Raw genomic sequence first — 20,876 nt, 5'->3', positions numbered from 1 at the left:
ATATGGTCAGGTCATGTCTAGAGGGTTTCTTACATCACATCGGTCGATCTCCAATCCGAAGGATACTGGAAAAAGCAGTTTGGGACCTGCTACGGGAAAAAAGGTATTTTTTTAGGGGAATTGCTGACTGCTTCAGGATAAGCGAGCATGGGAGGGGAAATCAACCCCACCGCATTACTTGGTGAAGAGAAACAAATTATGTGAAACAGCCTGGTTTTTAAATGTGTTAAAAGGATGAACTGGATAAAAGCATCAGTAAGCTGATCAAGTAAATCTTCAGCGGCTGATTGACGCCAAATGGAGCCCCGCCAAAACTTTTTAGGTTTTGGCGGGGCTTTTTCTTATTGGATTTAAGTACAATGGCCTGTCCGATACCATTCGAAGTGATGGCCTAATGGCTTGTTTTCTCCGGTATATTTCCTTTTGGTCGCCTTTTTGCACTGAATTCCTCATAGGGATATATACTTTGTCTGGTAAGTGAAATCGAGAAAAACCCGATACATACTGGACTGCAAGGGAGGCAGGCCAGCATCCGTCATCTCATTTCCTTAATTAGGGAATTTATCACTTGTAAAAATATAACAAAATCGTAAGATGAACAGTGTGTAAATTTTGTAAAGGAGATGAGTGAAACTATGAAAAAGATGGTTTTATGTTTTTCATTAGTAGCCGCTTTCTTAGTCGCTTTCGGCACTCTGGATTCAATTTCCGGCAGGGCGTCAGCAGAAACCCACAACTATGATGGAAAAAGTCCTTATTATAATGATTGTGCCGATAGTGCCGTGACCAAAAAGTCTGTGAAGATCAATGCGAATGGCGCTACTGCCGATTTGGAGCTGAAATTCAGTAACACCTGCAAAACCGCTTGGGCGAAGATCACGCTCAGCAGGCCGGCTAAAGCGGATGGTGAAGCGACTGCATTGGTTGTCCGCAGCACCGATAATAAGCAATATAGCTGTGCTTCTCCCGGAGGAAATGGTGAGATCAACAAAGGGCAAACGACCTGCTATACCCCCATGGTATATGATTTAGACCCGCGAAAAGCGAAAGCGGTCGGTTATTGGCCGTATACAGCGGGGGAAACAGGCTGGTATTAATGATTTTTGATTCGCGGAAAGGATGAAGGAATTGAATAAAATGAGAACGATCGGGTTATCGCTATTGATGACCGTATCACTATTCATGCTGGATTTCTTGGTCATCGGTAATGATCAAGCATTGGCTGAAACCCATAGTTATGATGGCAAAAGCCCTAACTATAATGGTTGTGCAAATTCGGCGGTAACGAAGGATAAAGTATGGATCGATTCCGTTTCGTACGTAGAATTGAAATTCAGCACAACTTGTAAAACGGCCTGGGCGAAAGTGACTGTCACCCGTCCAGCCGTCTATAATCATGAAGCGGATGCCAGAATCGTCCGCAGCACGGATGGGAAGGCCTACACGTGCGAAAGCGCAGAAGGCAATGGCGTGGTGAATAAGGGTCAGACATCTTGTTATACACCAATGGTCTATGGCCTGGACCCAAGAAAAGCCCAGGCCCAAGGGATACACGCGATCCCTAATAGCGATGCGTATAATAAAGCGGTGACCATCTGGTTTTAGGGGCAGCAAACGGCATGAAAGCATCCGAATGATCGGATGCTCAGTTTGTAGACAAAAGGGGTTCGGAATTAAAAAATTCCGAACCCCTTTTGAAATTCCTTTGAAATTTTGATCAAAGGTTACGAGATTTGGGCTCTTCGAGCCACTATGTTAAGCCATTTTAGGACCTTGCCATGTCCAAGTGGCCATCTTCTTTACATTCATGGCAGCGAAAGTAAGCATCGCCTGCATCGACAATTTTTTAAGTCCCCTTAAAGTAGTCCAACGCATACCATGCTTTTCTTTTGCATCTGCGAATACACGCTCAATCGTTTCTTTGCGTTTCGCATATATAGGTTTTACCTCTTGATGATGACGCAGATGATCTGCTTCTTCCACATATGCTTGCCAGATATGCCGTGTCACTACTTTTTGATGGTCTTTGCTTTCCGTACACCGTGATAAAAATGAGCATGTTGCACAAATTTGTTTGGGCGATTTGTACTCGCGATAGCCCTCTTTATTTGTTGTTGAGTACTTTAAAGTTTCTCCCGAAGGGCAAAGGTAACAATCAAAGTGTTCATCGTAAACATAGTCATGTTTGCGAAAGAATCCTTCTTTTGTACGAGGACGTGTATAGGGTAAAGCAGGTGTGATTTCTTTGTTAAATAGGTAGCTTGTAATCGCTGGTGTTTTATAAGCTGCATCTGCGGCAACTGCTTCTGGTTTTCCAACTTTCTCAATCACTTGCTCAACAAGTGGCTCCAAAATATGACTGTCATGTGTATTACCAGGTGTTACAATCGTTCCCAATACAAAACCGTTGCCGTCTGCGGCCGCATGGAATGAATAGGCAAACTGTTTTGTTCGTTCATCTTTCACATAGTAGCCACTCTCAGGATCCGTAGTACTTTCTTTAATTGCTTTGGTTTCTTCCTTATCAAATTTATCTGGTGGAAAAGGCTTCTTTCCGTGGTTTTCACGATCTTGATTGATTTCTTCTTGAAGACGTCCTTGATACGCTCGTGTTTCTTTACGAACGATTTTCTTTTCAAATTTCCGTTTATTCGCACTGGCTTTCACATGTGTGGAATCCACGAAAACGTGTTCTACACTTATTAACTTTTTATTAGCAGCTGTCATTAAAATGCGACAGAAAATCTGTTCAAACAGGTCTGTATCTTTAAAGCGTCGCTCATAATTTTTTCCGAACGTAGAGAAATGAGGCACTTTATCATGGAAACCATAGCCTAAGAACCAACGATAAGCCATATTGGTTTCAACTTCTTCAATCGTTTTACGCATGGAACGAATACCGAAGGTATATTGAATGAAAGTCAGTTTAACTAAAATAACTGGATCAATACTTGGGCGTCCTACCTCTGAGTACATATCTTTCACCAAGTCATAAATGAAAGTGAAGTCAATGGCAGCCTCCATTTTACGAACCAAATGGTTCGGTGGCACCAGTTGATCTAAAGTAATCATTTCAAGTTGATCTCGCTGAATAGAATCATGTTTAGAAAGCATCCTCATCACCTCAAGTTTTAATACTTCAATTTTAAAACAAAAATGACTCCAGTCAAAAGTGTTCTATCTAAAAGGTAAGACAAAGTTGATTGGAACGGAAGGTACGAGACTCCTGCGGGAAAAGCGCGTCTAGGGGAGACCCCGCAGGCAAAGCCGAGGAGGCTCCCCGACCGCCCGCGGAAAGCGAGTGCCTGGAGTGGAAATCAACGTCTAAATTGTACAGGCCATAAAAATAAACAAACTCGATTTTCATCGAGTTTGTCTACAGTCTGAGCATCCGAATGATCGGATGCTTTTATTAGTTAAGAAGGTCTTCCCCCCCGATAGTTCGCTTCCAATTGAAGTAAATATTGTTTCATCTCCAAACCGCCGCGGTAACCGGAAATGGCGCCATTCTTGCCGATGACCCGGTGGCATGGCACCGTGATCAATACAGGATTGGCGCCAATGGCCGTACCGACAGCCCGAACGGCTGCAGGTCTTTGAATGAGCTGGGCAATATCGGAGTAGGAACATGTTGTCCCATAGGGGATTTGCTTCAATGCTGCCCAGATTTCTTGTTGGAAGGGAGTACCTTTTACATCCGTTGTAAATGAGAAGGTTTGCCGCACTCCTTTGAAATATTCTTGCAGCTCTTGGATATAAGGTTTTAATGCTTCTGGATTTTCGGCAAGCTTGGCCGTGGGGAAGTGCTTTTGCCTCCATGCGCCCAAGTCCTGGAATGATTGTCCCGGTGAACCTACATAGCAGAGTCCTTTCTCCGTCTTGGCGATATATAATGGCCCCGCTTCAGCATTTAGTATCGACCAGTCAACTGTTTGCATCCAATTCACGCTCCTTCGTTGCGATTTTGGCGGCATCTTTGCGGTAGCTCATTGGTGTAAGGCCCATCTTCATTTTGAATAATGTCATGAAATAGGGAGTGCTTGAGAAACCTACGGCCAAGCCTATGTCTGCCACGCTCAGCTCGGAGCTTTCGAGAAGGCTGCATGCTTTTTCAATTCGGAGGCGCTGAACGTATTCACTGGGCGTCATCCCCTTCACACGCTTGAAGGATCGTTGTAAATGATAAGGGCTCCCGTGGGCAATATCGGCGATCCTGTTCAATGTGAGCGGTTCACGGAAATGCTGGTCGAGCCATTCGGTTATCTGTTCAATCCAATCCTCCATTGGCAGATTCAGTCCTTCCGGTTTACATCGTTTACAAGGCCGGAAGTCCGCCTCCAGGGCCATTCTGGCATTTTTGAAAATCTTCACGTTTTCCTTATTGGGCACCCGGGATTTGCAGGAGGGCCTGCAAAAAATGCCTGTTGTCATTACTCCATATAAAAAATGATCATCATACGCTTCATCACAATCGACGATGGCCTTCCAATAATCATTAGGGATGTTCGAATCCACCATGCTCACCTCTCCTTTAGTATACAAGAAAGTGAAGATATGCAAACAAGGCGATAATATAAAAGCAAGATAACGTAATTCATTTTGGATAAAGTTAAAATCAATGAGAAGATTGTGATGTTGGAGTTCCAACTGCTCATTTATTGTCAGAAGACAGCTCTGGCCTTTATTTTAACTGTAACCCGGTATTTAAAGGAAAGAGTAAATTGATTAACATAAAGGAAACCGAAGAAGGAGGAGCATGAATGAACGAGACCTTTTATGATAGATGTGAATGGACCATCCTTACACCCCATGAATTTCGCTTTACGGAAAATCTTACATACTTATCAAGATCCGCCAATGAATGTTTATTCGACATTGTCGATCAAAAGATATATCGGGCCTTGTCTTTCGAAAACGAGAAACTTTTAGTGGAAATCAGTGCGGTGAATGAAACGGAGCTGCACGTTCGAATACCAGGACGGACGGAACCAATCGACAAGCGTGTTTTTGATGCTGTTTCCGCATACATTCGCAGCTGGTTCGATCTAGACACAAATCTCTTGCCCTTTTATGAGCTTGCAAAAAAAGATCCCTTATTGCAAGGGCCGGTCAGCCAGTTCTTCGGTTTAAGGAACATCGGCATCCCAGATTTATTTGAAGCTATTGCCTGGGGAATTCTCGGACAGCAGATTAATTTGACTTACGCTTATACATTGAAGCGGAGGCTTGTTGAATCATTCGGCGAAAGGATCGAATACGAGGGGAAGTCGTATTGGCTGTTTCCGACGCCTGAATCGATAGCCAAATTGACGATAGAAGATCTTTCCGTAATGAGGATGACCGTGAAGAAATGCGAGTACTTGATTGGTGTGGCCCAACTGATCGCGAAAGGTGAACTTACGAAAGAAAAGCTGCTGCTGGCAAACGATGTAAAAACCGCTGAAAAAATGCTTACGAAAATACGCGGGATCGGTCCATGGACAGCGAATTATGTACTCATGAGGTGCTTGCGGTTTCAAGCAGCATTTCCAATCGATGACGTCGGTCTGCATAATTCCATCAAGCTGGTCCTCGAAATGGAAATGAAACCAACAAAAGCCGAAATCCAAACATGGTCGGAAGCCTGGTCTGATTGGGAATCCTACGCAACATTTTATTTATGGAGACTGCTTTACTGAATCCACACAATTCGTAGATAAACCGGTGTAATTCGTAGATAAATCTCAAAATTTGCAGATAAATCAGTACAATTCATCGATAAATCAACGCAATTCGCAGATAAAATACAAAATTCGTCAATAAACCGGTACAATTCGTATCGATAGCTCTCCATTTTAGGAGATGAAATGTGGGTTGCTTCATAAATCGTTCGTTAAGAGCCCATACAACCTCGGTCCATATATCATACTGTATATCATTCAATCATATAGGGGTGAATGACCATGTATGTGTACCCAACATATCATTATGAAGATCAAGCGTATCAAGATCGAGTGTTTCCTGAACTACCAGGATTTCCAGGCGGACCACAATTTCCGGGTCAACCGGGATCATTGCCGTATTCGCAAGCACCGACAGCTCCGCCGCCATCGTTTATCCCGCAGCAGCAACAAGCTTCAACATTTGCTGTAGATCCGGGGGCGATTTCGTTTTGCTTATTCAGGAATACGTTCATTTGGTTAAATAATGGCGGGAGTTTCTGGTATTACCCCATTTTCGTCGGTCCGCGATCTGTGGCAGGCTTCAGATGGAATGGGAGATTCTGGACGTTTTTTGGAATCGATACAAGACAAATTAGATCTTTTACTTGTTTTTGAAAAAACGTTCAAAAAAATTCCCAAATCAATACAAGAAGTTTATATATGAACAAATTGAGAGGGCATGTTCGAACATGCCCTTATATACGGGACTATTCTTAAGAATGATTTTGAATTCCTCTAAATTCTAGGATTTATTTTTATTAAATTTTAAAGTAAATGCGTGGGCTGCTGATTAGTTGAATAGAGCATGAGTTGTATTGGTTAACCCATCCAATTGCCTTGATAAAACAACTATCTTTTGGAATTATCTTTTATAGTTTTTACAATGGCTAAAAAAACAATTATGGCAAAAATACCGATTAAACCTAATATAGTAGTTATAGTGGACATTCAATTACCCCCATCTTGTTATTCATCATTTTGAATGACGATTCTGAAAGAACCAAATGCTTGTTGACTCTCATAATTATTATCACTTACATCATAAGGGAATGGGAAGGCAATGAATTGAAAATTACTTTCAGTTTTAACATTGGGTAGGTTAAAATGAAAAAGGTGTCTCGTTTCTGGAGCTACAGTCGTATATAAGACTATTTTGTTATCTATAACAGTATCTTGTTCCCAATCCTTTAAAGCTATAATGGCATATCTGATTTCGGCATTTGAATCATTTCCAGCAGAGAGTATAAGTTTCTTGCCTTCTTTTTCAGTAATAATAGATTGTAGCTTTTTTTTACTATTCGTGACAAACAAATTTTCATATAAACCATCTCTAATAATAGCATCGGGTCTTACTTCACTATTTTCCTCCATAATATCAGAATCGTTGATTGAAAAACGCATGCTCAAAACTTCTCCTAGAACTGCCGCTCTATTTAAATCCTTTTCTCTCAAATTATACTCGGGCTTTTTCACGAGTAAGAAAGTTAATTCTCTAGAATTGGAATCAATGGATGTGGAAACTTTTATGTTTATGGAACTGTTCGATTTCATTTCAAAGAAATGTTTGTTTACTACCTGCTCCTTGTTTTCTACAATAAATGTTTTTTGTTTATAGTTATCAAAAATAAGTAATGCATATTTTCTGTCTTCATCCATATTGTGGTCTATTGAGACAACCACCGATACTTTATTGTTTTTACTACTAAGTGCCGTTCCATTATCTATATGTTCACCTTCCAAATTCTTTATACCATATGCAACCGTGTTTCCTATTCCACGATCTTCACTATCAGTAGTGATTGAAGTAATGGATTCTTTATTTGAAGGGAAGTAAACATTACTATTAAATAAGTAGTAAGTTCCAATTAAACCTAAAATAATTATTAATACTGTTTTGTAGTATTTTCTCATAATCAATTCTTCTCCTAAGTAAAAGAGATATGCAATCGGCATATCTCTTAGTCACCTCTTAATTACCAATATGCCTTTGTTTCATGATTAATATCTTTAAATCCTTTAAGCTTATACGTGTGATTCCCAATGGCCCAATCATTACCAGAGTAAACAGTTCCATTATCAGCTCTAACACTAGTATAGGTTGTTTTTTTAGCACTTGTTGAATTTGATTTGATTAATGCTCCATCACCATTAAACGTTCTTGCTTTAGCATAAATATAATCCTCTTTTACTGTAGAACTTGATTTAGCTACTGCATAGGTTTTGCCTAAAAGTGGTTTATATACATCTATTCTTGAAGAATTGGAGGGCTTGGCTGCTCTTCCGCTAATTAAATTAGTATTATCTGCTTGTTTGTTAGATTGTGTAACTTCTGAATCTACAAGTCCATCATTATTTGCAGCGCTTGCCCCCGTAGAAAAACCTAAAATTGATAAACCTAAAACTGTTATGATTAATGATTTTTTAAACTGCATAAATATTACCTCCATTTCTACTAAAATGTTATCACTTACTGTGCTGATTTACCTGCATATTTGTTAAATAATATAATTAATGATCTATATTTACTAAGAATGAACTATAGTAAATATTTACTATGTCACAAAAGTCCTTAAGGATCTTGAACGCTAAATTAATACAATAACGCGAAAATTTTTTGCGTTGTTCATATACATCCCCAGGACATGAAGACTATGAAAAAGAAACTACAGTTCATATGAAAAAAAAGAAAAATGATGATATTAGATGATAGGTATAACTAGAATGTTAAAAGACTGCAACAGGAGGTTTGCAATAATTGGGTATCCGCACAATGTTCAAATTTTAATAGAAATGGTAAAATCATTATGCTGCAATAAAATATAATGAAGGAACGTGAAAATAGGGGATGCGGTTGAATATGAGAAAAGTATCGCTGGAAACCAAGATTCTCGGATTAGTTTTATCGTTGAGCCTTTTTTTGATTCTCTTATTGGCGATCTCTTTTTCATATATGGAAGGAAGGCAAATCGCGAAGGATAAGGGCCAATTGGCTTTGGAACTTTCTAAAACGATCAGCTTCATGCCTACCGTCAAGGAGGCTTTTGAAACGGACGACCCGGCGAGTATCATCCAGCCGGTTGTCGAAAAGATCCGCAGGGAAACAGGGGCTGAGTTCATTGTTGTGGGGAATGACAAAGAAATTCGTTACTCGCATCCGTTGGCATCCGAAATCGGGAAGCGGATGAAAGGCGGCGACAATAGCAGGGCCATCCGCGAGGGCAAATATTATGTTTCCGAGGCGGCGGGCTCGCTGGGTCTTTCGATTCGGGGGAAATCGCCGATCTTCAATCAGGATGGGAAGATCATTGGGATAGTCTCGGTAGGATTTTTGGTCGAAGATGTCCGGGCCCAGATTTTCAAGGACCTTTCGAAAGAAATGTTTATATCTTTATTGGCGATCATGATTTCGATCATTGGCAGCTACATGCTGGCAAGAAGCATACGTAAAGATACGTTAGGACTTGAGCCATTTGAAATCGCCAATTTATATAAAGAAAAAAATGCGGTGCTTCAGTCGGTCAAGGAAGGTATTCTCGCCATTGATCAAAATGGATTGATCACCTCGATGAATCAGCCAGCGAAGAAATTGCTCGATATCAAGGAATCCGTCCGCCATTTGAATGTCGATGGGCTTTTTCCGTCGAAGTATTTATTTGAAGTGCTAAGGTCTGGGGAGCCCCAGGCGGATAAAGAGATTTCGTGGAAAGATAAATCGATTATCGTGAACTGTACACCAATCTTCGATAGTGAGGGAGTAAGCGGTGTTGTCGCTTCGTTCCGTGATCGAACGGAAATTGAGGAAATGGTCCATACATTATCGGAAGTGAAGATGCATTCAGAGGATTTACGGGCCCAAACCCATGAATTCACCAATAAGCTTTATGTTCTCTCGGGACTGATACAATTAGGGGAATACGATGAAGCAATAGATATGATTCAAAGCGAAACATCCGAATTGCATTCCTTGAACCGTGTGGTGTTCGAGCAGATCAAGGATTCTAAGGTACAGGCCCTGTTACTCGGCAAGATCGGAAAAGCATCGGAGAAGAAAATCGTCTTCGAAATAGATGCACAAAGTTACTTGGAGAAGCTTCCAGATCATATCAAATTGTCACAGCTCACCTTGATAGTAGGCAATATCATCGATAATGCGCTTGAAGCGGTTTCCGTCATGGACGAGCCGCTCGTGAAATTCTTCGCGACCGATATTGGAAATGATCTAGTATTTGAAGTCAGTGACAACGGAAAAGGAATAGCTGAACGTGATATTTCCTATATTTTCAATCGGGGCTTCACTTCGAAAAACAGTGGAAGTCCGAGTGGGTATGGACTTTCAAACGCCGATCAGGTCGTAAAAGAGCTGGAGGGCATCATCGAGGTTCAAAGTGAAAAGGGAAACACCATATTCACCGTGTATCTTCCTAAAAAACGGAGAGGAGGGTAAAAATGTTGAAGATAAGAGCCGTCATAGCGGAAGATGATTTCCGGGTGGCGGATATCCATGAAAAATTCTTGAAAGCCTTTGATGAAGTAGAAGTGGTCGGAAAAGCCGTCAATGCCAAAAAAACATTGCGGATATTGGAGCAAAAAAAACCGGATCTACTTTTGCTTGATGTGTATATGCCGGATCAGCTAGGTACTGAGCTCCTTCCCGACATTCGAAAAAACTTCCCGTCTGTCGATATCATCATGATTACGGCTGCGACAGACAAGGAACAGCTTGAAAAGGCGCTTCACTACGGTGTCGAGAACTATTTGATTAAACCAGTGGAAATGAAGCGCTTCAACCAAGTCATCGGGGAGTACCTTAAAAAAGTCCAGCTGCTGAAATCCAAGCAAGAGATCGATCAGGATTTTGTTGATCTTATAATGAAAAAGGGAGACGCTCCGCAAGAAACGAACGAAGCCGCTGCCCTGCCGAAGGGGGTCGACGAAATCACCTTGACGAAGGTGATCGAGGTTCTCGAAGCAAGCGATATCGGCTTGTCGGCCGAACAGGTAAGCGGTCAGATCGGTGCGTCCAGGACAACGGCTAGACGCTATTTGGAATATTTGATTTCTGTGAAGAAATGCAAAGCGGAAGTCGTATATGGATTGGTCGGCAGGCCCGAGCGAAGATATTATAAAATTGAATAGTGCCTATTGGATACCTCCTCTAATTGGAGGTGTTTTTTTGTTGGAATCAGGGACCCTGTTCACCTGTGAAGTGTCTCCGTGAACACAATGAACACAATTAACAAAATAGTTTTAAAACACAATAAATTGAAAACGCTTACAGATAAAGCGTTTTCCGATACAATTTATCTTATTAGAAGATGAGGAGTGATCATATGCTCGCTTTATTGGGATATTTGATGATTTTGGTATTTATGATATTAATAATGACAGGGCGACTTTCAGCCATGATAGCTTTGATTGTAGTACCAAGTGCTTTTGCGCTAATCGGCGGATTTGGCGGCGAGATGGGTGCAATGGCGCTGGAAGGAATCAAAAGTGTGGCGCCAACGGGAATCATGATTTTATTTGCGATTCTTTTCTTCGGCATTTTGATCGATGCTGGCGTTTTTGATCCGATCATTCGGACGATCCTTAAGCTTGTAAAAGGAGATCCAGTGAAAATTGCCATCGGCACGGCAGTCTTGGCGTTGCTGATTTCGTTGGATGGAGATGGTACAACCACTTATATGATAACGATATCCGCCATGCTTCCGCTTTATAAACGGATTGGAATGAAACCGCTTATATTGGCAGGCATTGCCGTTTCATCATCCGGTGTCATGAACCTTCTTCCTTGGGGAGGACCGACAGCACGGGTGATGACCGCTTTAAAGCTTGAAATGTCCGATGTTTTCACCCCAGTCATTCCTGCAATGATTGGCGGAGTCCTATTCGTCTTATTCATGGCTTATTGCCTTGGTAAAAAAGAAAGAAAACGGATCGGTATCATCGAAATCGATCAATCGATTGCGGCCCAGCATGCGGCAGCAACGGAAGATGCTTATCTTAAACGTCCTAAATTGATTATTTTCAATTATGCGTTGACGCTGACCCTTCTTGTGGCGCTGATCATGGAGCTTATGCCTTCGGCGGTCTTGTTCATGGTAGGTTTTGCAATCGCCATCACGGTCAATTATCCTAAGATCAGTGACCAAAAAGAACGGGTTGCCAATTACGCTGACAATGCTTTATCGGTTATTTCAATGATTTTTGCTGCTGGTGTCTTTACTGGGATTCTTGCCGGCACGGAAATGGTGGATGCGATGGCTAACTCTTTGATCCAGCATATTCCTGACCAAATGGGTGCCCACTTTGCCGTCATTACAGCCGTCATCTCCGCACCTTTTACCTTCTTCATGTCCAATGATGCATTTTATTATGGGGTACTTCCATTGCTTGCAAAAGCGGGAGCCGCTTATGGAATCGATCCTGCCTTGATCGGCCGAGCTTCCTTGTTAGGGCTGCCTGTTCACCTATTAAGCCCGCTCGTCCCATCTACCTATCTATTGATTGGAATGGTAGGGGAAGATTTCGGAGCCCTGCAGCGCACCTTCTTGAAATGGGCCTGCGGATCGACGCTTGTCATGATTGTGGTGTCTGTCATATTGGGCATCATCCCTCTATAAAACGTAAAGGTAAGGTCCCATTCGATCTGAATGGGACCTTTTTCTTTTGATCTCATGTTAAAATGGAACACAACCTGAATAAAACTGGAAAAATGAGAAACATTATGTTTGTCTTCCCTTCCGCGACAAAGTTAGCTTTAGCTTTTATTGAATACGGAAGGTACGTGATTTAAGATGAATGTAAAATATATCATTAATGAAGGGGAGAGAGTAAAATGGCTCACTTTAATATAAAGGTTGCAGTTCAAAAGTTCGGTAACTTTTTAAGTTCAATGGTCATGCCGAACATTTCAGCTTTCATCGCTTGGGGGTTAATCACGGCCCTATTCATTCCATCGGGCTTCCTGCCAAATGAAAGCCTTGCCAAAATGGTTACTCCGATGGTCACGTTCTTACTGCCGATTTTAATTGGGTATACAGGTGGTAAGCTAATTCATGATCACCGAGGAGGCGTAGTCGGTGCCATCGCGACTATGGGTGTCATCGTCGGGTCTGACATCCCGATGTTCCTTGGTGCGATGATCATGGGACCATTCGGTGGGTATGTCATCAAGAAATTCGATCAACTGATCGAAGGTAAAATAAAAGCAGGATTCGAAATGCTTGTCAACAACTTCTCGGCTGGGATACTTGGCGGCTTGCTGGCCATTCTATCATTCCTGGCCATCGGGCCGGCTGTTGTCGTCTTTACAGGATGGCTTGTAGCAGGAGTCGATTGGCTTGTCGGTACAGGCTTGCTGCCATTGACGAGTATCCTGATCGAGCCTGCGAAAGTATTGTTCTTGAACAATGCGATCAATCACGGTGTATTATCACCAATCGCTCTAGAGCAAGCGAAACAAACAGGATCTTCCATCCTGTTCCTGCTTGAATCGAATCCAGGACCTGGTCTTGGCGTCCTGCTTGCTTATTGTATCTTTGGAAAAGGAACGGCGAAGAGATCGGCGCCAGGAGCTGTCATCATTCAATTCTTCGGCGGGATCCATGAAATTTATTTCCCTTATATCCTGATGAAGCCGATGTTATTCATAGCGGTCATCCTTGGAGGCATGAGCGGAGTCTTCACTTTGGTTCTATTGGGCGGCGGCTTATTCGCGCCTGCTTCACCAGGAAGCATTTTTGCCATTACGGCCGTAACCCCGCATCATGCTAGCGCATATATTGCTAACTTTGCCGGTGTACTTGTCGCTGCAATCGTATCATTCGTTGTCGCTGCATTCATCTTGAAAACAGGAAAACAATCCGAAGAGAACATTGAGGATGCGGCGAAGAAAATGCAAGAAATGAAAGGCAAGAAAAGTTCTGTTGCCAATGTGTTCGCTTCAGAACCGGGAACAATGCCTACAAACGTCAACAAAATCATTTTTGCATGCGATGCTGGTATGGGCTCAAGTGCAATGGGAGCTTCGCTGCTTCGCAAGAAGGTGAAGGAAGCCGGAATGAATATCTCGGTAACCAATACGGCGATTTCAAACATTCCTGCCGATGCCCAAATCGTCATTACCCAGGAAGAGTTGACGCCAAGGGCCAAAAATAAAGTGCCTAATGCGTATCACGTATCCGTCGATAACTTCTTATCTAGCCCTGAGTATGATTCATTGCTTGCACGTCTTCAGGATGACGGTACAGATGAGCTGCATGAGATTGTCGAAGAGGCGGAAGAAAAGGTTCCCGGTGTTCGCAAGCATTCCATCGAACCGGGTATTGAGGAAGTAGAACAAGCTGATAATGAATTGCTTCGTGAAGAAAATGTCTTCCTCAATCAACAATTCGCCAATAAGGAAGAAGCGATCCGTTTTGCCGGAAGAGCTTTGGTCAAAGCAGGTTACGTTAAGGAAAGCTATATCGAAGCAATGATTGCCCGCGATGAGATGACTTCAACTTATATGGGAAATGATGTAGCGATCCCACACGGAACCGAAGAAGCGAAGAAGGATGTTCTTAAATCCGGATTCACCGTTTTACAAATTCCTGATGGGGTTGACTTTGACGGTCAAAAAGCACGATTGATATTCGGGATAGCCGGTAAGGATGGCACACATCTCGAAATCCTATCTGGCATTGCCGTCACATGTTCCGAAATGGAAAACATTGAAAAAATGGTCAAAGCCACAACAGCCAGGGAATTGATGGATATCATCAATGTAGAAAAAAATTAAATATTTCTCACCATGAATAGAAAAGCGTTTTACGCTTTTCTATTCAGTATTTTCTCGTGTTACTCCACCTGAAATGAGTTGGTAGCATGTATATTACTTCAAGGGAAAAATCAATCTTGGAATTGATCATAAAAACGTCTGGAAAGCATACGGCCGTTTCCATTGCCACACAATTGAATGTGAGTGTCCGCACGGTTCAGCGTGATTTGAAATCGATAGAAAAAATCCTGCAATCTTTTGAATTGCAGCTAACACGCAACACACATGAAGGGTTGTCCATCGACGGCAAGAATGAACAAATCTTTCGGCTAGTGCAGCACCTGATGGGGAATCATCCAATTGATCAGACGCCGCAAGAAAGAAAGCTGCACCTTCTTTTGGCTTTAATTCAGGAAGAATCGTATAAAACGCAAGCTCTTGCGGTGAATCTGGGCATCAGCATATCGACCCTTACCGTCTATTTGGACGAATTGACGGAGTGGCTAAGGAATTTCAATATCGTGATTACAAGGAAAAGGGGAGTGGGGATAGAGCTTGCCGGTACTGAAGAAAATAAACGGAAAGCACAGGCTGCCTATTTCCTACACTTCTTTAATGAAGAGCTGATCGAAAGCTTATTCTTGCTCCAAGAAGGGGAAATCCGCAAAGGGAAAATTCTCGACTATTTTGATCCCGACTATCTTTTGGCCATTGATGGCGTGCTGAACTCAACCTTCAATAGTATCCATTCACGTTTGGCCGATAGCGGGTATATAGGGTTGGTCGTACATATCTACGTAACTCTCCAAAGGAATGAAAGCCAATTTTATTTGGAGAAGGACTTCAAAAGACTAAGCGATCTCTCGGATGAGAATAACCTGATGGATAAAATCTGCAAGGAACTCAAGACCAAGCTCAAGGTTTCCTTTACAATCGATGATATAAGCTATTTGGCTGCCATCCTGAAAGGCTCCAAACTTCATGCCGCCGATGCCGTTCCGTATGACAGCGTGTTGCTGGGCCAGCTCATCAGGAACTTGATCAAGGATGTTTCAGAGCAGCTGCAAATCAACTTGACCAAGGATTTTCCGCTGTATCAAGGGCTTCTTGCCCATATGGAGCCTTCGCTTTTCAGGATCAAACAGGAAATGGGATTATACAATCCCTTAACGGAAGATATTAAACGAAAGTATCCCGTTCTCTTTTTAGCCGTTAAGACCGGCCTGGAAAAGGAATTCAAGGAAATCAAGGAATTCCCTGAAGATGAGATAGCCTTCATCGTCCTCCATTTCGGATCTGCCTTGGTACTGCGGGAAGAGGAAATTGCCATCAGGGCGCTCATCGTTTGTCCGACGGGGATAGGTACATCAAAAATGCTGGCCAGCCGGATCAAAAAAGAAATCATCGAAATCCAGACGGTTGAAATTAAAACGATCAAGGATATCCAGATGCACGACAGCCTGCAAAATTATGATGTTATCATTTCCACCGTTCGCCTTCCGTATATCGATATGGATTATATTCTCGTATCCCCTCTTTTGAGTGAAGAAAATATCGAGAATATCAGGAATTATATCAGGAAGAATATTGAAAAGTTCACGAAGAATAAACGATATCGGAGTCAGGCGGCCAACAAGGATTCGACTTCGAAAAAACCTGACGGCGAATTAAGGGAAGTTTTGCAGGAATTGAAAAGTGCCCAGGAAAGTATCCAGTCGATCATTGACAATTTCCGGTTATATCGCCTGCCGCATTTGAAAGGACATCCGGAGATCCTCGCAGAAATGGTTATGATCGCTGAAAAGGAACAATTGATCATCCATGCCGGTGATGTCATTGGAGCCCTGGACGAACGGGAAAAAAAAGGTGGTTTAGGCATTCCTGGCACAAGCTTGGGACTTTTTCATGCCAGGCATAAAAACGTGAAAGAGTTGATATTCCAGATCGCCCGCCTAGAGGAAGATTGTCTTGTCAAAGGAATGGACGGAAAAGTCGTCCATATGAAAAACTTACTGCTGATGCTGGCTCCTGAAGACTTGAGCGTGAAGCAGCAGGAAATTGTCAGCCTGATCAGTTCCAGCTTAATCGAAAGTAATGAATCGATCATGATTTTTTCATCTTCGGACGAAGAACTGATCAGCAAAAGATTGGAAGCCATATTTTTGGACTATTTATATACTAACTTGATAAAGGGATGATTGTAATGAAACAAGCCGTACATTTTGGTGCAGGAAACATTGGAAGAGGATTTATCGGAGCACTCTTTTCACAATCTGGATATCATGTCACATTTGTAGATATAGCTGAAAAAATCATCGATCAGTTGAATGAAAAAAAGCAATACCAAGTCAAATTGGCAACGGATCAACAAGAATCGGTCACGGTGGAAAATGTCTCAGGCTTAAATAGCTTGAACCAGGAAGATGAAATCATAAAAGCCATATCGGAAGCAACCTACCTTACCACGGCGATCGGACCGAATATCCTGCCCCATATCGCTCCTTTGATTGCAAAGGGATTAGCTTCAAGAGTGAAACAAACCGAAGAAAAGCTATATGTGATCGCATGCGAAAACCAAATTTCGGCAACGGACCTTTTAGAAGGATACATCCTGCAACACTTGGATCAGGAAACGAAGGCAAGCCTTGCTGAAAAAGTATCCTTCTTCAATTCAGCTGTCGATCGGATCGTTCCTTTGCAAAACAACGAAGGGTCACTGGACGTATTGGTCGAACCTTATTATGAATGGGTCGTGGAAACGAAAGAAAACATTCCTGCGGTGGAGGGGATGACGATTGTAAAAGAGCTTGCTCCATTCATTGAGCGGAAATTGTTCACCGTCAATACAGGACATGCATCGATTGCGTACCTCGGCTACCTTAAAGACAGCAAATTGACGATTGACCAAACATTGGAGGATGAAGCGATTGTCGAGCAAGTCAAGAACATATTAGGGGAAACGGGCGCCTACTTAATCCATCAATACGGATTGGATGCAGATGAGCATCAGCGCTATATTGAAAAAATCATTGCCCGATTTAAAAACAGCTACTTGAACGACTCGGTGAATAGAGTGGGCCGTTCACCGCTGCGCAAGCTCGGACCGAACGACCGTCTCGTACGCCCTGCCGTAGAAGCGCAGAAGGCCGGTCTTTCTTATACGAACTTGGCGAAGGCGATTGCATCCGCATTGCTGTTTGATTTCCACGAAGACGAAGAAGCGGTCAAGCTGCAAGCGATGATCAAGGAAAATGGTGTACCAGCCGTACTTAAGGAAGTTAGCGGCCTGGACGAAAACAGTGAAATAACGAAAGAAGTCATCACTCATTACAATGAGTTGCAAAAATAATGAACCTAAGCTCCTGAAATGTATTTTCAGGAGCTTTTAGTTTGTGGAAAAATTTAAAACCAACTAAACCACTAAAGTTAATTGACTACTGTCCAGGATTTTTATATGATAAGACTGACTGACTAATCAATCGGGAGGTGAGTACGGATTTCTACTCAAGAAAAGTTGGAAAGAAGAGAGCAAATATTAGTGATCTCGCAACAGCTTTTTGCTTCCCTTGGTTATCATAAAACGAAGATTTCCGACATCGTTCGCGAGGCGGGCATTGCTCAAGGTACTTTTTATTGGCATTTTAAAAGTAAAGAAGCGATTGCTTTGGAAATCATTGAACAGGGGCGAATTGGACTTCTGGAGGTAGTGGCGCACGGACACCGAAAATCACCTGGCACGGTGCAGGATGTCTTGAATTCCTCAGAAAAGCTATTCGTGGAGTTGTTTGATTTTTCGCAATCCAACCGATATATGATGGAAATGATATTCAAGGGAATTGATGGGGAAGAGTCACTTAAACAGGCAATCATTGAAACTCGCTTGAAGGTGGAAGAAGCTTTCGAGAATAATATTAAAAGAGCAATGGAGCTGAACATCCTGCCGGAAAGGGATCCAGGTTTACAAGCTGCCTTATTAATGAGTTTATTTGAAGGGATCCTGTCCAGGTGGTTATTCGGACCGGTCTCAGATGGCTCGAATATTAGAAAACGAACAACGGCAGAGCTGTCCAAGGAAATGGTTAGATTCGAATTTTACGGATTATTAGGAACGTGAAAAGGAGATAAAATAAAATGAAGAAAAAATATTCATACCTTACACTGGTTTTATTAGTGGCATTTACTTTGATTTTAAGTGCTTGTGGTTCGAAAGATGATAAGACTAGCGAAAAAAATGCAGATTTATTACAAGAAATCAAAGATCGTGGAACCCTTAAAGTAGGGCTTATGGGTACCTATCAGCCATACAATTTCTTGAATGATAAAAAAGAAATGGATGGATTTGATGCGGATATCGCGAAGGAATTGGCCAAACGGCTCGGAGTGGATGTTGAATTTGTTTCTCAGGAATTTTCAGGCATGGTGGCAGGATTGCAAACCAAAAAATTTGATGCAGTGATAAGCCAAATGACGATTACGGATGAACGAAAAAAACAAATGGACTTTACGGAGCCATATATCACAAACAATGTGAAAGTGATCGTTCAAGAAAAAAATAATACAGTAAAGTCTGTAAAAGATTTCAAAGGCAAGAACATCGGAGTGGGACTGGGAACGAATGACGAAACCTATCTTCGTACAGAGCTGCTTCCAGAGGTAGGCGATTTTACGATTAAAACCTATGATGACGTGATAACATCATTGAAGGATTTGGACTCTGGAAGAATCGATGCAACGATTAATAATATGTATGCGTTGAAACCAGTTGTCGAGAAAAATGGATTCAAGATCAAGGCTGTAGGTGAGCCGGTTAAATCTGATAAAGCAGGAATCGCGATTCGTAAAGGTAATGAGTCACTATTGAAAGAATTGAACAAGCATCTAGCTGATATGAAACAAGACGGCACATATAACGAGATTTTTGTGAAATGGTTTGGGGAAGAGCCGCAAGAATAAATCGATTATCGTGGAAAGGATACAAGCAAAGCTATGGATGTTATTTGGACGAACCTGCCATTTTTATTGAAGGGAGCATACTATACGCTCCTGATCACCATTATATCCATGTTTTTTGGATCGATTATCGCTGTGATCGTGGCGGTAGCAAGATTAAAAGGTAATACATTTATTAGATGGATCGCTCGCGCATATGTTTCCATCATAAGAGGTACGCCCACATTGGTCCAAATTATCATTGTGTATTATGGACTGGCTGATTACGGTTTTAATCTTCAACCATTGACAGCGGCATATATCGCGTTAAGCATCAGCATCGGGGCTTACCTGTCCGAAACCTTGCGCGGGGCGATTCAATCGATTCCTAAAGGGCAATATGAAGCGGCATATGCATCGGGAATGTCACCATATCAGACGATGCGCAGAATTGTTTTTCCGCAAGCGATTAGGGTAGCCATCCCGCCTGCTGGCAATACATTCATTGGGATGTTAAAAGAAACATCGCTTGTTTCCGTAATAACGGTTACCGAATTATTGCGATCTGCCCAACTATTAATTGCTCAATACTATGTGTACATGCCCTTTTATTTATCGATTGCGCTAATGTATTGGATCATGAGTACAGGATTTTCCTTTGTATTGGAAAGAATTGAAAAACGGTTATCAATATATGACTAAGTATGGTGAAGAAGAATGATAAACATTAATAACCTATCGAAAAGTTTCTCAACCTTGGATGTGTTGAAGGATATTAATTTACAAGTGAATAGCGGCGAAGTTGTCGTGATTCTTGGACCGAGTGGTTCAGGTAAAAGTACTTTGCTTCGGTGTATCAATGGCCTGGAAGAACTAACGAGTGGAACTATCGAAGTGAGCAACATAGTCGTTGATGCCAAAAGTAGTCAAAAAGTGCGCAATAAACAAATTAAAAAAGTCCGTCTTCATACGGGTATGGTTTTTCAACAATTCAATTTATACCCGCATAAAACGGTACTGGAAAATGTTATGGAAGCATTGCTGATCGTGAAAAAGTGGCCGAAAAATGATGCAGTGAGAAAAGGGGAAACACTGTTAAACAGAGTAGGTCTGATAGATAAAAGAGATGTGTATCCTTCCCGATTATCTGGAGGGCAGCAACAAAGGGTTGCAATTGCCAGAGCACTTGCAATGGAACCGGATATCTTATTGTTCGATGAACCAACGTCTGCATTAGATCCAGAGTTGGTGGATGAAGTGCTGGCTGTCATTAAAGAACTCGCTCTTGATGGAATGACCATGGCTATCGTTACGCATGAGATGACATTTGCTCAGGAAGTGGCTGATAGAATCGTCTTCATGTCCGATGGTGCCATCGTTGAAGATAGTCCGCCAGATGAATTCTTTTCACGCCCACAAAGCGAACGAGCCAGAAAATTTTTGAAGAAAATGTAGGTCATACAAGGGAAGCGGGAGGAATTATT

At 42.1% G+C, this 20,876-nt stretch carries 19 protein-coding genes; 14 read left to right on the top strand and 5 right to left on the bottom strand.

The window, feature by feature from the left end; translation table 11 throughout:
• Positions 1 to 635: 635 nt before the first annotated feature.
• Complete coding sequence (locus MHI53_RS18670; RefSeq protein ID WP_081092409.1) at positions 636 to 1,097, top strand: YjfA family protein; 462 nt, start codon at positions 636 to 638, stop codon at positions 1,095 to 1,097.
• A 22-nt stretch (positions 1,098 to 1,119) separates the two neighbouring features.
• Positions 1,120 to 1,605, top strand: coding sequence for a DUF2690 domain-containing protein (locus MHI53_RS18665; protein ID WP_061142332.1), 486 nt, complete (start codon positions 1,120 to 1,122; stop codon positions 1,603 to 1,605).
• Between the two features lie 150 nt (positions 1,606 to 1,755).
• Here the strand turns inward: MHI53_RS18665 and MHI53_RS18660 are convergent, their stop codons facing one another.
• From MHI53_RS18660 to MHI53_RS18650, 3 genes are all read right to left on the bottom strand, one after another.
• On the bottom strand, positions 1,756 to 3,114 hold the full coding sequence (locus tag MHI53_RS18660; protein ID WP_340371729.1) for an IS1182 family transposase: 1,359 nt from the start codon (positions 3,112 to 3,114) through the stop codon (positions 1,756 to 1,758).
• Positions 3,115 to 3,416: 302 nt separating this feature from the next.
• Positions 3,417 to 3,938, bottom strand: a complete 522-nt coding sequence (locus MHI53_RS18655; protein WP_340371930.1) for a methylated-DNA--[protein]-cysteine S-methyltransferase — start codon at positions 3,936 to 3,938, stop codon at positions 3,417 to 3,419.
• Complete coding sequence (locus MHI53_RS18650) at positions 3,925 to 4,518, bottom strand: bifunctional transcriptional activator/DNA repair enzyme AdaA (RefSeq protein WP_340371929.1); 594 nt, start codon at positions 4,516 to 4,518, stop codon at positions 3,925 to 3,927. The genes MHI53_RS18655 and MHI53_RS18650 overlap by 14 nt, the downstream gene beginning before the upstream one ends.
• 242 nt (positions 4,519 to 4,760) lie before the next feature.
• On the opposite strand from MHI53_RS18650, the gene MHI53_RS18645 reads away from it, so the two are divergent.
• Together MHI53_RS18645 and MHI53_RS18640 are read left to right on the top strand one after the other, a co-directional pair.
• Positions 4,761 to 5,678, top strand: a complete 918-nt coding sequence (locus MHI53_RS18645; RefSeq protein ID WP_061140640.1) for a DNA-3-methyladenine glycosylase — start codon at positions 4,761 to 4,763, stop codon at positions 5,676 to 5,678.
• Between the two features lie 264 nt (positions 5,679 to 5,942).
• A complete protein-coding gene (locus tag MHI53_RS18640) occupies positions 5,943 to 6,317 on the top strand; it encodes a collagen-like protein (RefSeq protein WP_340371928.1) in 375 nt (124 codons plus the stop codon).
• Between the two features lie 351 nt (positions 6,318 to 6,668).
• Here MHI53_RS18640 and MHI53_RS18635 read toward each other — a convergent pair whose 3' ends face one another.
• On the bottom strand, positions 6,669 to 7,655 hold the full coding sequence (locus tag MHI53_RS18635; protein ID WP_340371927.1) for a hypothetical protein: 987 nt from the start codon (positions 7,653 to 7,655) through the stop codon (positions 6,669 to 6,671).
• Positions 7,656 to 7,675: 20 nt separating this feature from the next.
• Positions 7,676 to 8,134 carry a XoxI protein gene (locus tag MHI53_RS18630; RefSeq protein ID WP_340371926.1) on the bottom strand — a complete coding sequence of 153 codons (459 nt, stop codon included), beginning with the start codon at positions 8,132 to 8,134 and terminating at the stop codon, positions 7,676 to 7,678.
• 425 nt (positions 8,135 to 8,559) lie between these two features.
• On the opposite strand from MHI53_RS18630, the gene MHI53_RS18625 reads away from it, so the two are divergent.
• From MHI53_RS18625 to MHI53_RS18580, 10 genes are all read left to right on the top strand, one after another.
• The gene (locus MHI53_RS18625; protein WP_340371925.1) at positions 8,560 to 10,146 is read left to right on the top strand and encodes a sensor histidine kinase; all 1,587 of its coding nucleotides are present in this window, start codon (positions 8,560 to 8,562) and stop codon (positions 10,144 to 10,146) included.
• A gap of 2 nt (positions 10,147 to 10,148) precedes the next feature.
• A complete protein-coding gene (locus MHI53_RS18620) occupies positions 10,149 to 10,838 on the top strand; it encodes a response regulator (protein ID WP_061140645.1) in 690 nt (229 codons plus the stop codon).
• Positions 10,839 to 11,032: 194 nt separating this feature from the next.
• Positions 11,033 to 12,325 carry a citrate:proton symporter gene (locus MHI53_RS18615; protein ID WP_061140646.1) on the top strand — a complete coding sequence of 431 codons (1,293 nt, stop codon included), beginning with the start codon at positions 11,033 to 11,035 and terminating at the stop codon, positions 12,323 to 12,325.
• A 215-nt stretch (positions 12,326 to 12,540) separates the two neighbouring features.
• Positions 12,541 to 14,484 carry a PTS mannitol transporter subunit IICBA gene (locus MHI53_RS18610; protein ID WP_340371924.1) on the top strand — a complete coding sequence of 648 codons (1,944 nt, stop codon included), beginning with the start codon at positions 12,541 to 12,543 and terminating at the stop codon, positions 14,482 to 14,484.
• Between the two features lie 86 nt (positions 14,485 to 14,570).
• Positions 14,571 to 16,661 (top strand): BglG family transcription antiterminator, encoded by a 2,091-nt coding sequence (locus MHI53_RS18605; protein WP_340371923.1) that lies wholly within the window; start codon positions 14,571 to 14,573, stop codon positions 16,659 to 16,661.
• 5 nt (positions 16,662 to 16,666) lie between these two features.
• Positions 16,667 to 17,812 carry a mannitol-1-phosphate 5-dehydrogenase gene (locus MHI53_RS18600; protein WP_340371922.1) on the top strand — a complete coding sequence of 382 codons (1,146 nt, stop codon included), beginning with the start codon at positions 16,667 to 16,669 and terminating at the stop codon, positions 17,810 to 17,812.
• A gap of 189 nt (positions 17,813 to 18,001) precedes the next feature.
• Positions 18,002 to 18,577, top strand: coding sequence for a TetR/AcrR family transcriptional regulator (locus MHI53_RS18595; RefSeq protein ID WP_340371921.1), 576 nt, complete (start codon positions 18,002 to 18,004; stop codon positions 18,575 to 18,577).
• Between the two features lie 17 nt (positions 18,578 to 18,594).
• On the top strand, positions 18,595 to 19,416 hold the full coding sequence (locus tag MHI53_RS18590) for a transporter substrate-binding domain-containing protein (protein WP_061140651.1): 822 nt from the start codon (positions 18,595 to 18,597) through the stop codon (positions 19,414 to 19,416).
• A 33-nt stretch (positions 19,417 to 19,449) separates the two neighbouring features.
• Positions 19,450 to 20,094 (top strand): amino acid ABC transporter permease, encoded by a 645-nt coding sequence (locus MHI53_RS18585; RefSeq protein WP_061140652.1) that lies wholly within the window; start codon positions 19,450 to 19,452, stop codon positions 20,092 to 20,094.
• 15 nt (positions 20,095 to 20,109) lie between these two features.
• Positions 20,110 to 20,847 carry an amino acid ABC transporter ATP-binding protein gene (locus MHI53_RS18580; RefSeq protein ID WP_061140653.1) on the top strand — a complete coding sequence of 246 codons (738 nt, stop codon included), beginning with the start codon at positions 20,110 to 20,112 and terminating at the stop codon, positions 20,845 to 20,847.
• The last annotated feature ends 29 nt before the right edge of the window (positions 20,848 to 20,876 follow it).

The organism is Peribacillus sp. FSL E2-0218, from assembly GCF_037992945.1.
Classification (GTDB): domain Bacteria; phylum Bacillota; class Bacilli; order Bacillales; family DSM-1321; genus Peribacillus; species Peribacillus simplex_B.
Note: the sequence above shows the minus strand (reverse complement) of the source record. Positions and strands in the feature narration are given on the sequence as shown.

What these genes read in the sequence shown, in the direction of transcription:
- MHI53_RS18670 (WP_081092409.1), top strand. Translation starts at nt 636, where the DNA reads ATGAAAAAGATGGTTTTATGTTTTTCATTAGTAGCCGCTTTCTTAGTC.
- MHI53_RS18665 (WP_061142332.1), top strand. Translation starts at nt 1,120, where the DNA reads ATGAAGGAATTGAATAAAATGAGAACGATCGGGTTATCGCTATTGATG.
- MHI53_RS18660 (WP_340371729.1), bottom strand. Translation starts at nt 3,114, where the DNA reads ATGCTTTCTAAACATGATTCTATTCAGCGAGATCAACTTGAAATGATT.
- MHI53_RS18655 (WP_340371930.1), bottom strand. Translation starts at nt 3,938, where the DNA reads ATGCAAACAGTTGACTGGTCGATACTAAATGCTGAAGCGGGGCCATTA.
- MHI53_RS18650 (WP_340371929.1), bottom strand. Translation starts at nt 4,518, where the DNA reads ATGGTGGATTCGAACATCCCTAATGATTATTGGAAGGCCATCGTCGAT.
- MHI53_RS18645 (WP_061140640.1), top strand. Translation starts at nt 4,761, where the DNA reads ATGAACGAGACCTTTTATGATAGATGTGAATGGACCATCCTTACACCC.
- MHI53_RS18640 (WP_340371928.1), top strand. Translation starts at nt 5,943, where the DNA reads ATGTATGTGTACCCAACATATCATTATGAAGATCAAGCGTATCAAGAT.
- MHI53_RS18635 (WP_340371927.1), bottom strand. Translation starts at nt 7,655, where the DNA reads ATGCCGATTGCATATCTCTTTTACTTAGGAGAAGAATTGATTATGAGA.
- MHI53_RS18630 (WP_340371926.1), bottom strand. Translation starts at nt 8,134, where the DNA reads ATGCAGTTTAAAAAATCATTAATCATAACAGTTTTAGGTTTATCAATT.
- MHI53_RS18625 (WP_340371925.1), top strand. Translation starts at nt 8,560, where the DNA reads ATGAGAAAAGTATCGCTGGAAACCAAGATTCTCGGATTAGTTTTATCG.
- MHI53_RS18620 (WP_061140645.1), top strand. Translation starts at nt 10,149, where the DNA reads ATGTTGAAGATAAGAGCCGTCATAGCGGAAGATGATTTCCGGGTGGCG.
- MHI53_RS18615 (WP_061140646.1), top strand. Translation starts at nt 11,033, where the DNA reads ATGCTCGCTTTATTGGGATATTTGATGATTTTGGTATTTATGATATTA.
- MHI53_RS18610 (WP_340371924.1), top strand. Translation starts at nt 12,541, where the DNA reads ATGGCTCACTTTAATATAAAGGTTGCAGTTCAAAAGTTCGGTAACTTT.
- MHI53_RS18605 (WP_340371923.1), top strand. Translation starts at nt 14,571, where the DNA reads ATGTATATTACTTCAAGGGAAAAATCAATCTTGGAATTGATCATAAAA.
- MHI53_RS18600 (WP_340371922.1), top strand. Translation starts at nt 16,667, where the DNA reads ATGAAACAAGCCGTACATTTTGGTGCAGGAAACATTGGAAGAGGATTT.
- MHI53_RS18590 (WP_061140651.1), top strand. Translation starts at nt 18,595, where the DNA reads ATGAAGAAAAAATATTCATACCTTACACTGGTTTTATTAGTGGCATTT.
- MHI53_RS18585 (WP_061140652.1), top strand. Translation starts at nt 19,450, where the DNA reads ATGGATGTTATTTGGACGAACCTGCCATTTTTATTGAAGGGAGCATAC.
- MHI53_RS18580 (WP_061140653.1), top strand. Translation starts at nt 20,110, where the DNA reads ATGATAAACATTAATAACCTATCGAAAAGTTTCTCAACCTTGGATGTG.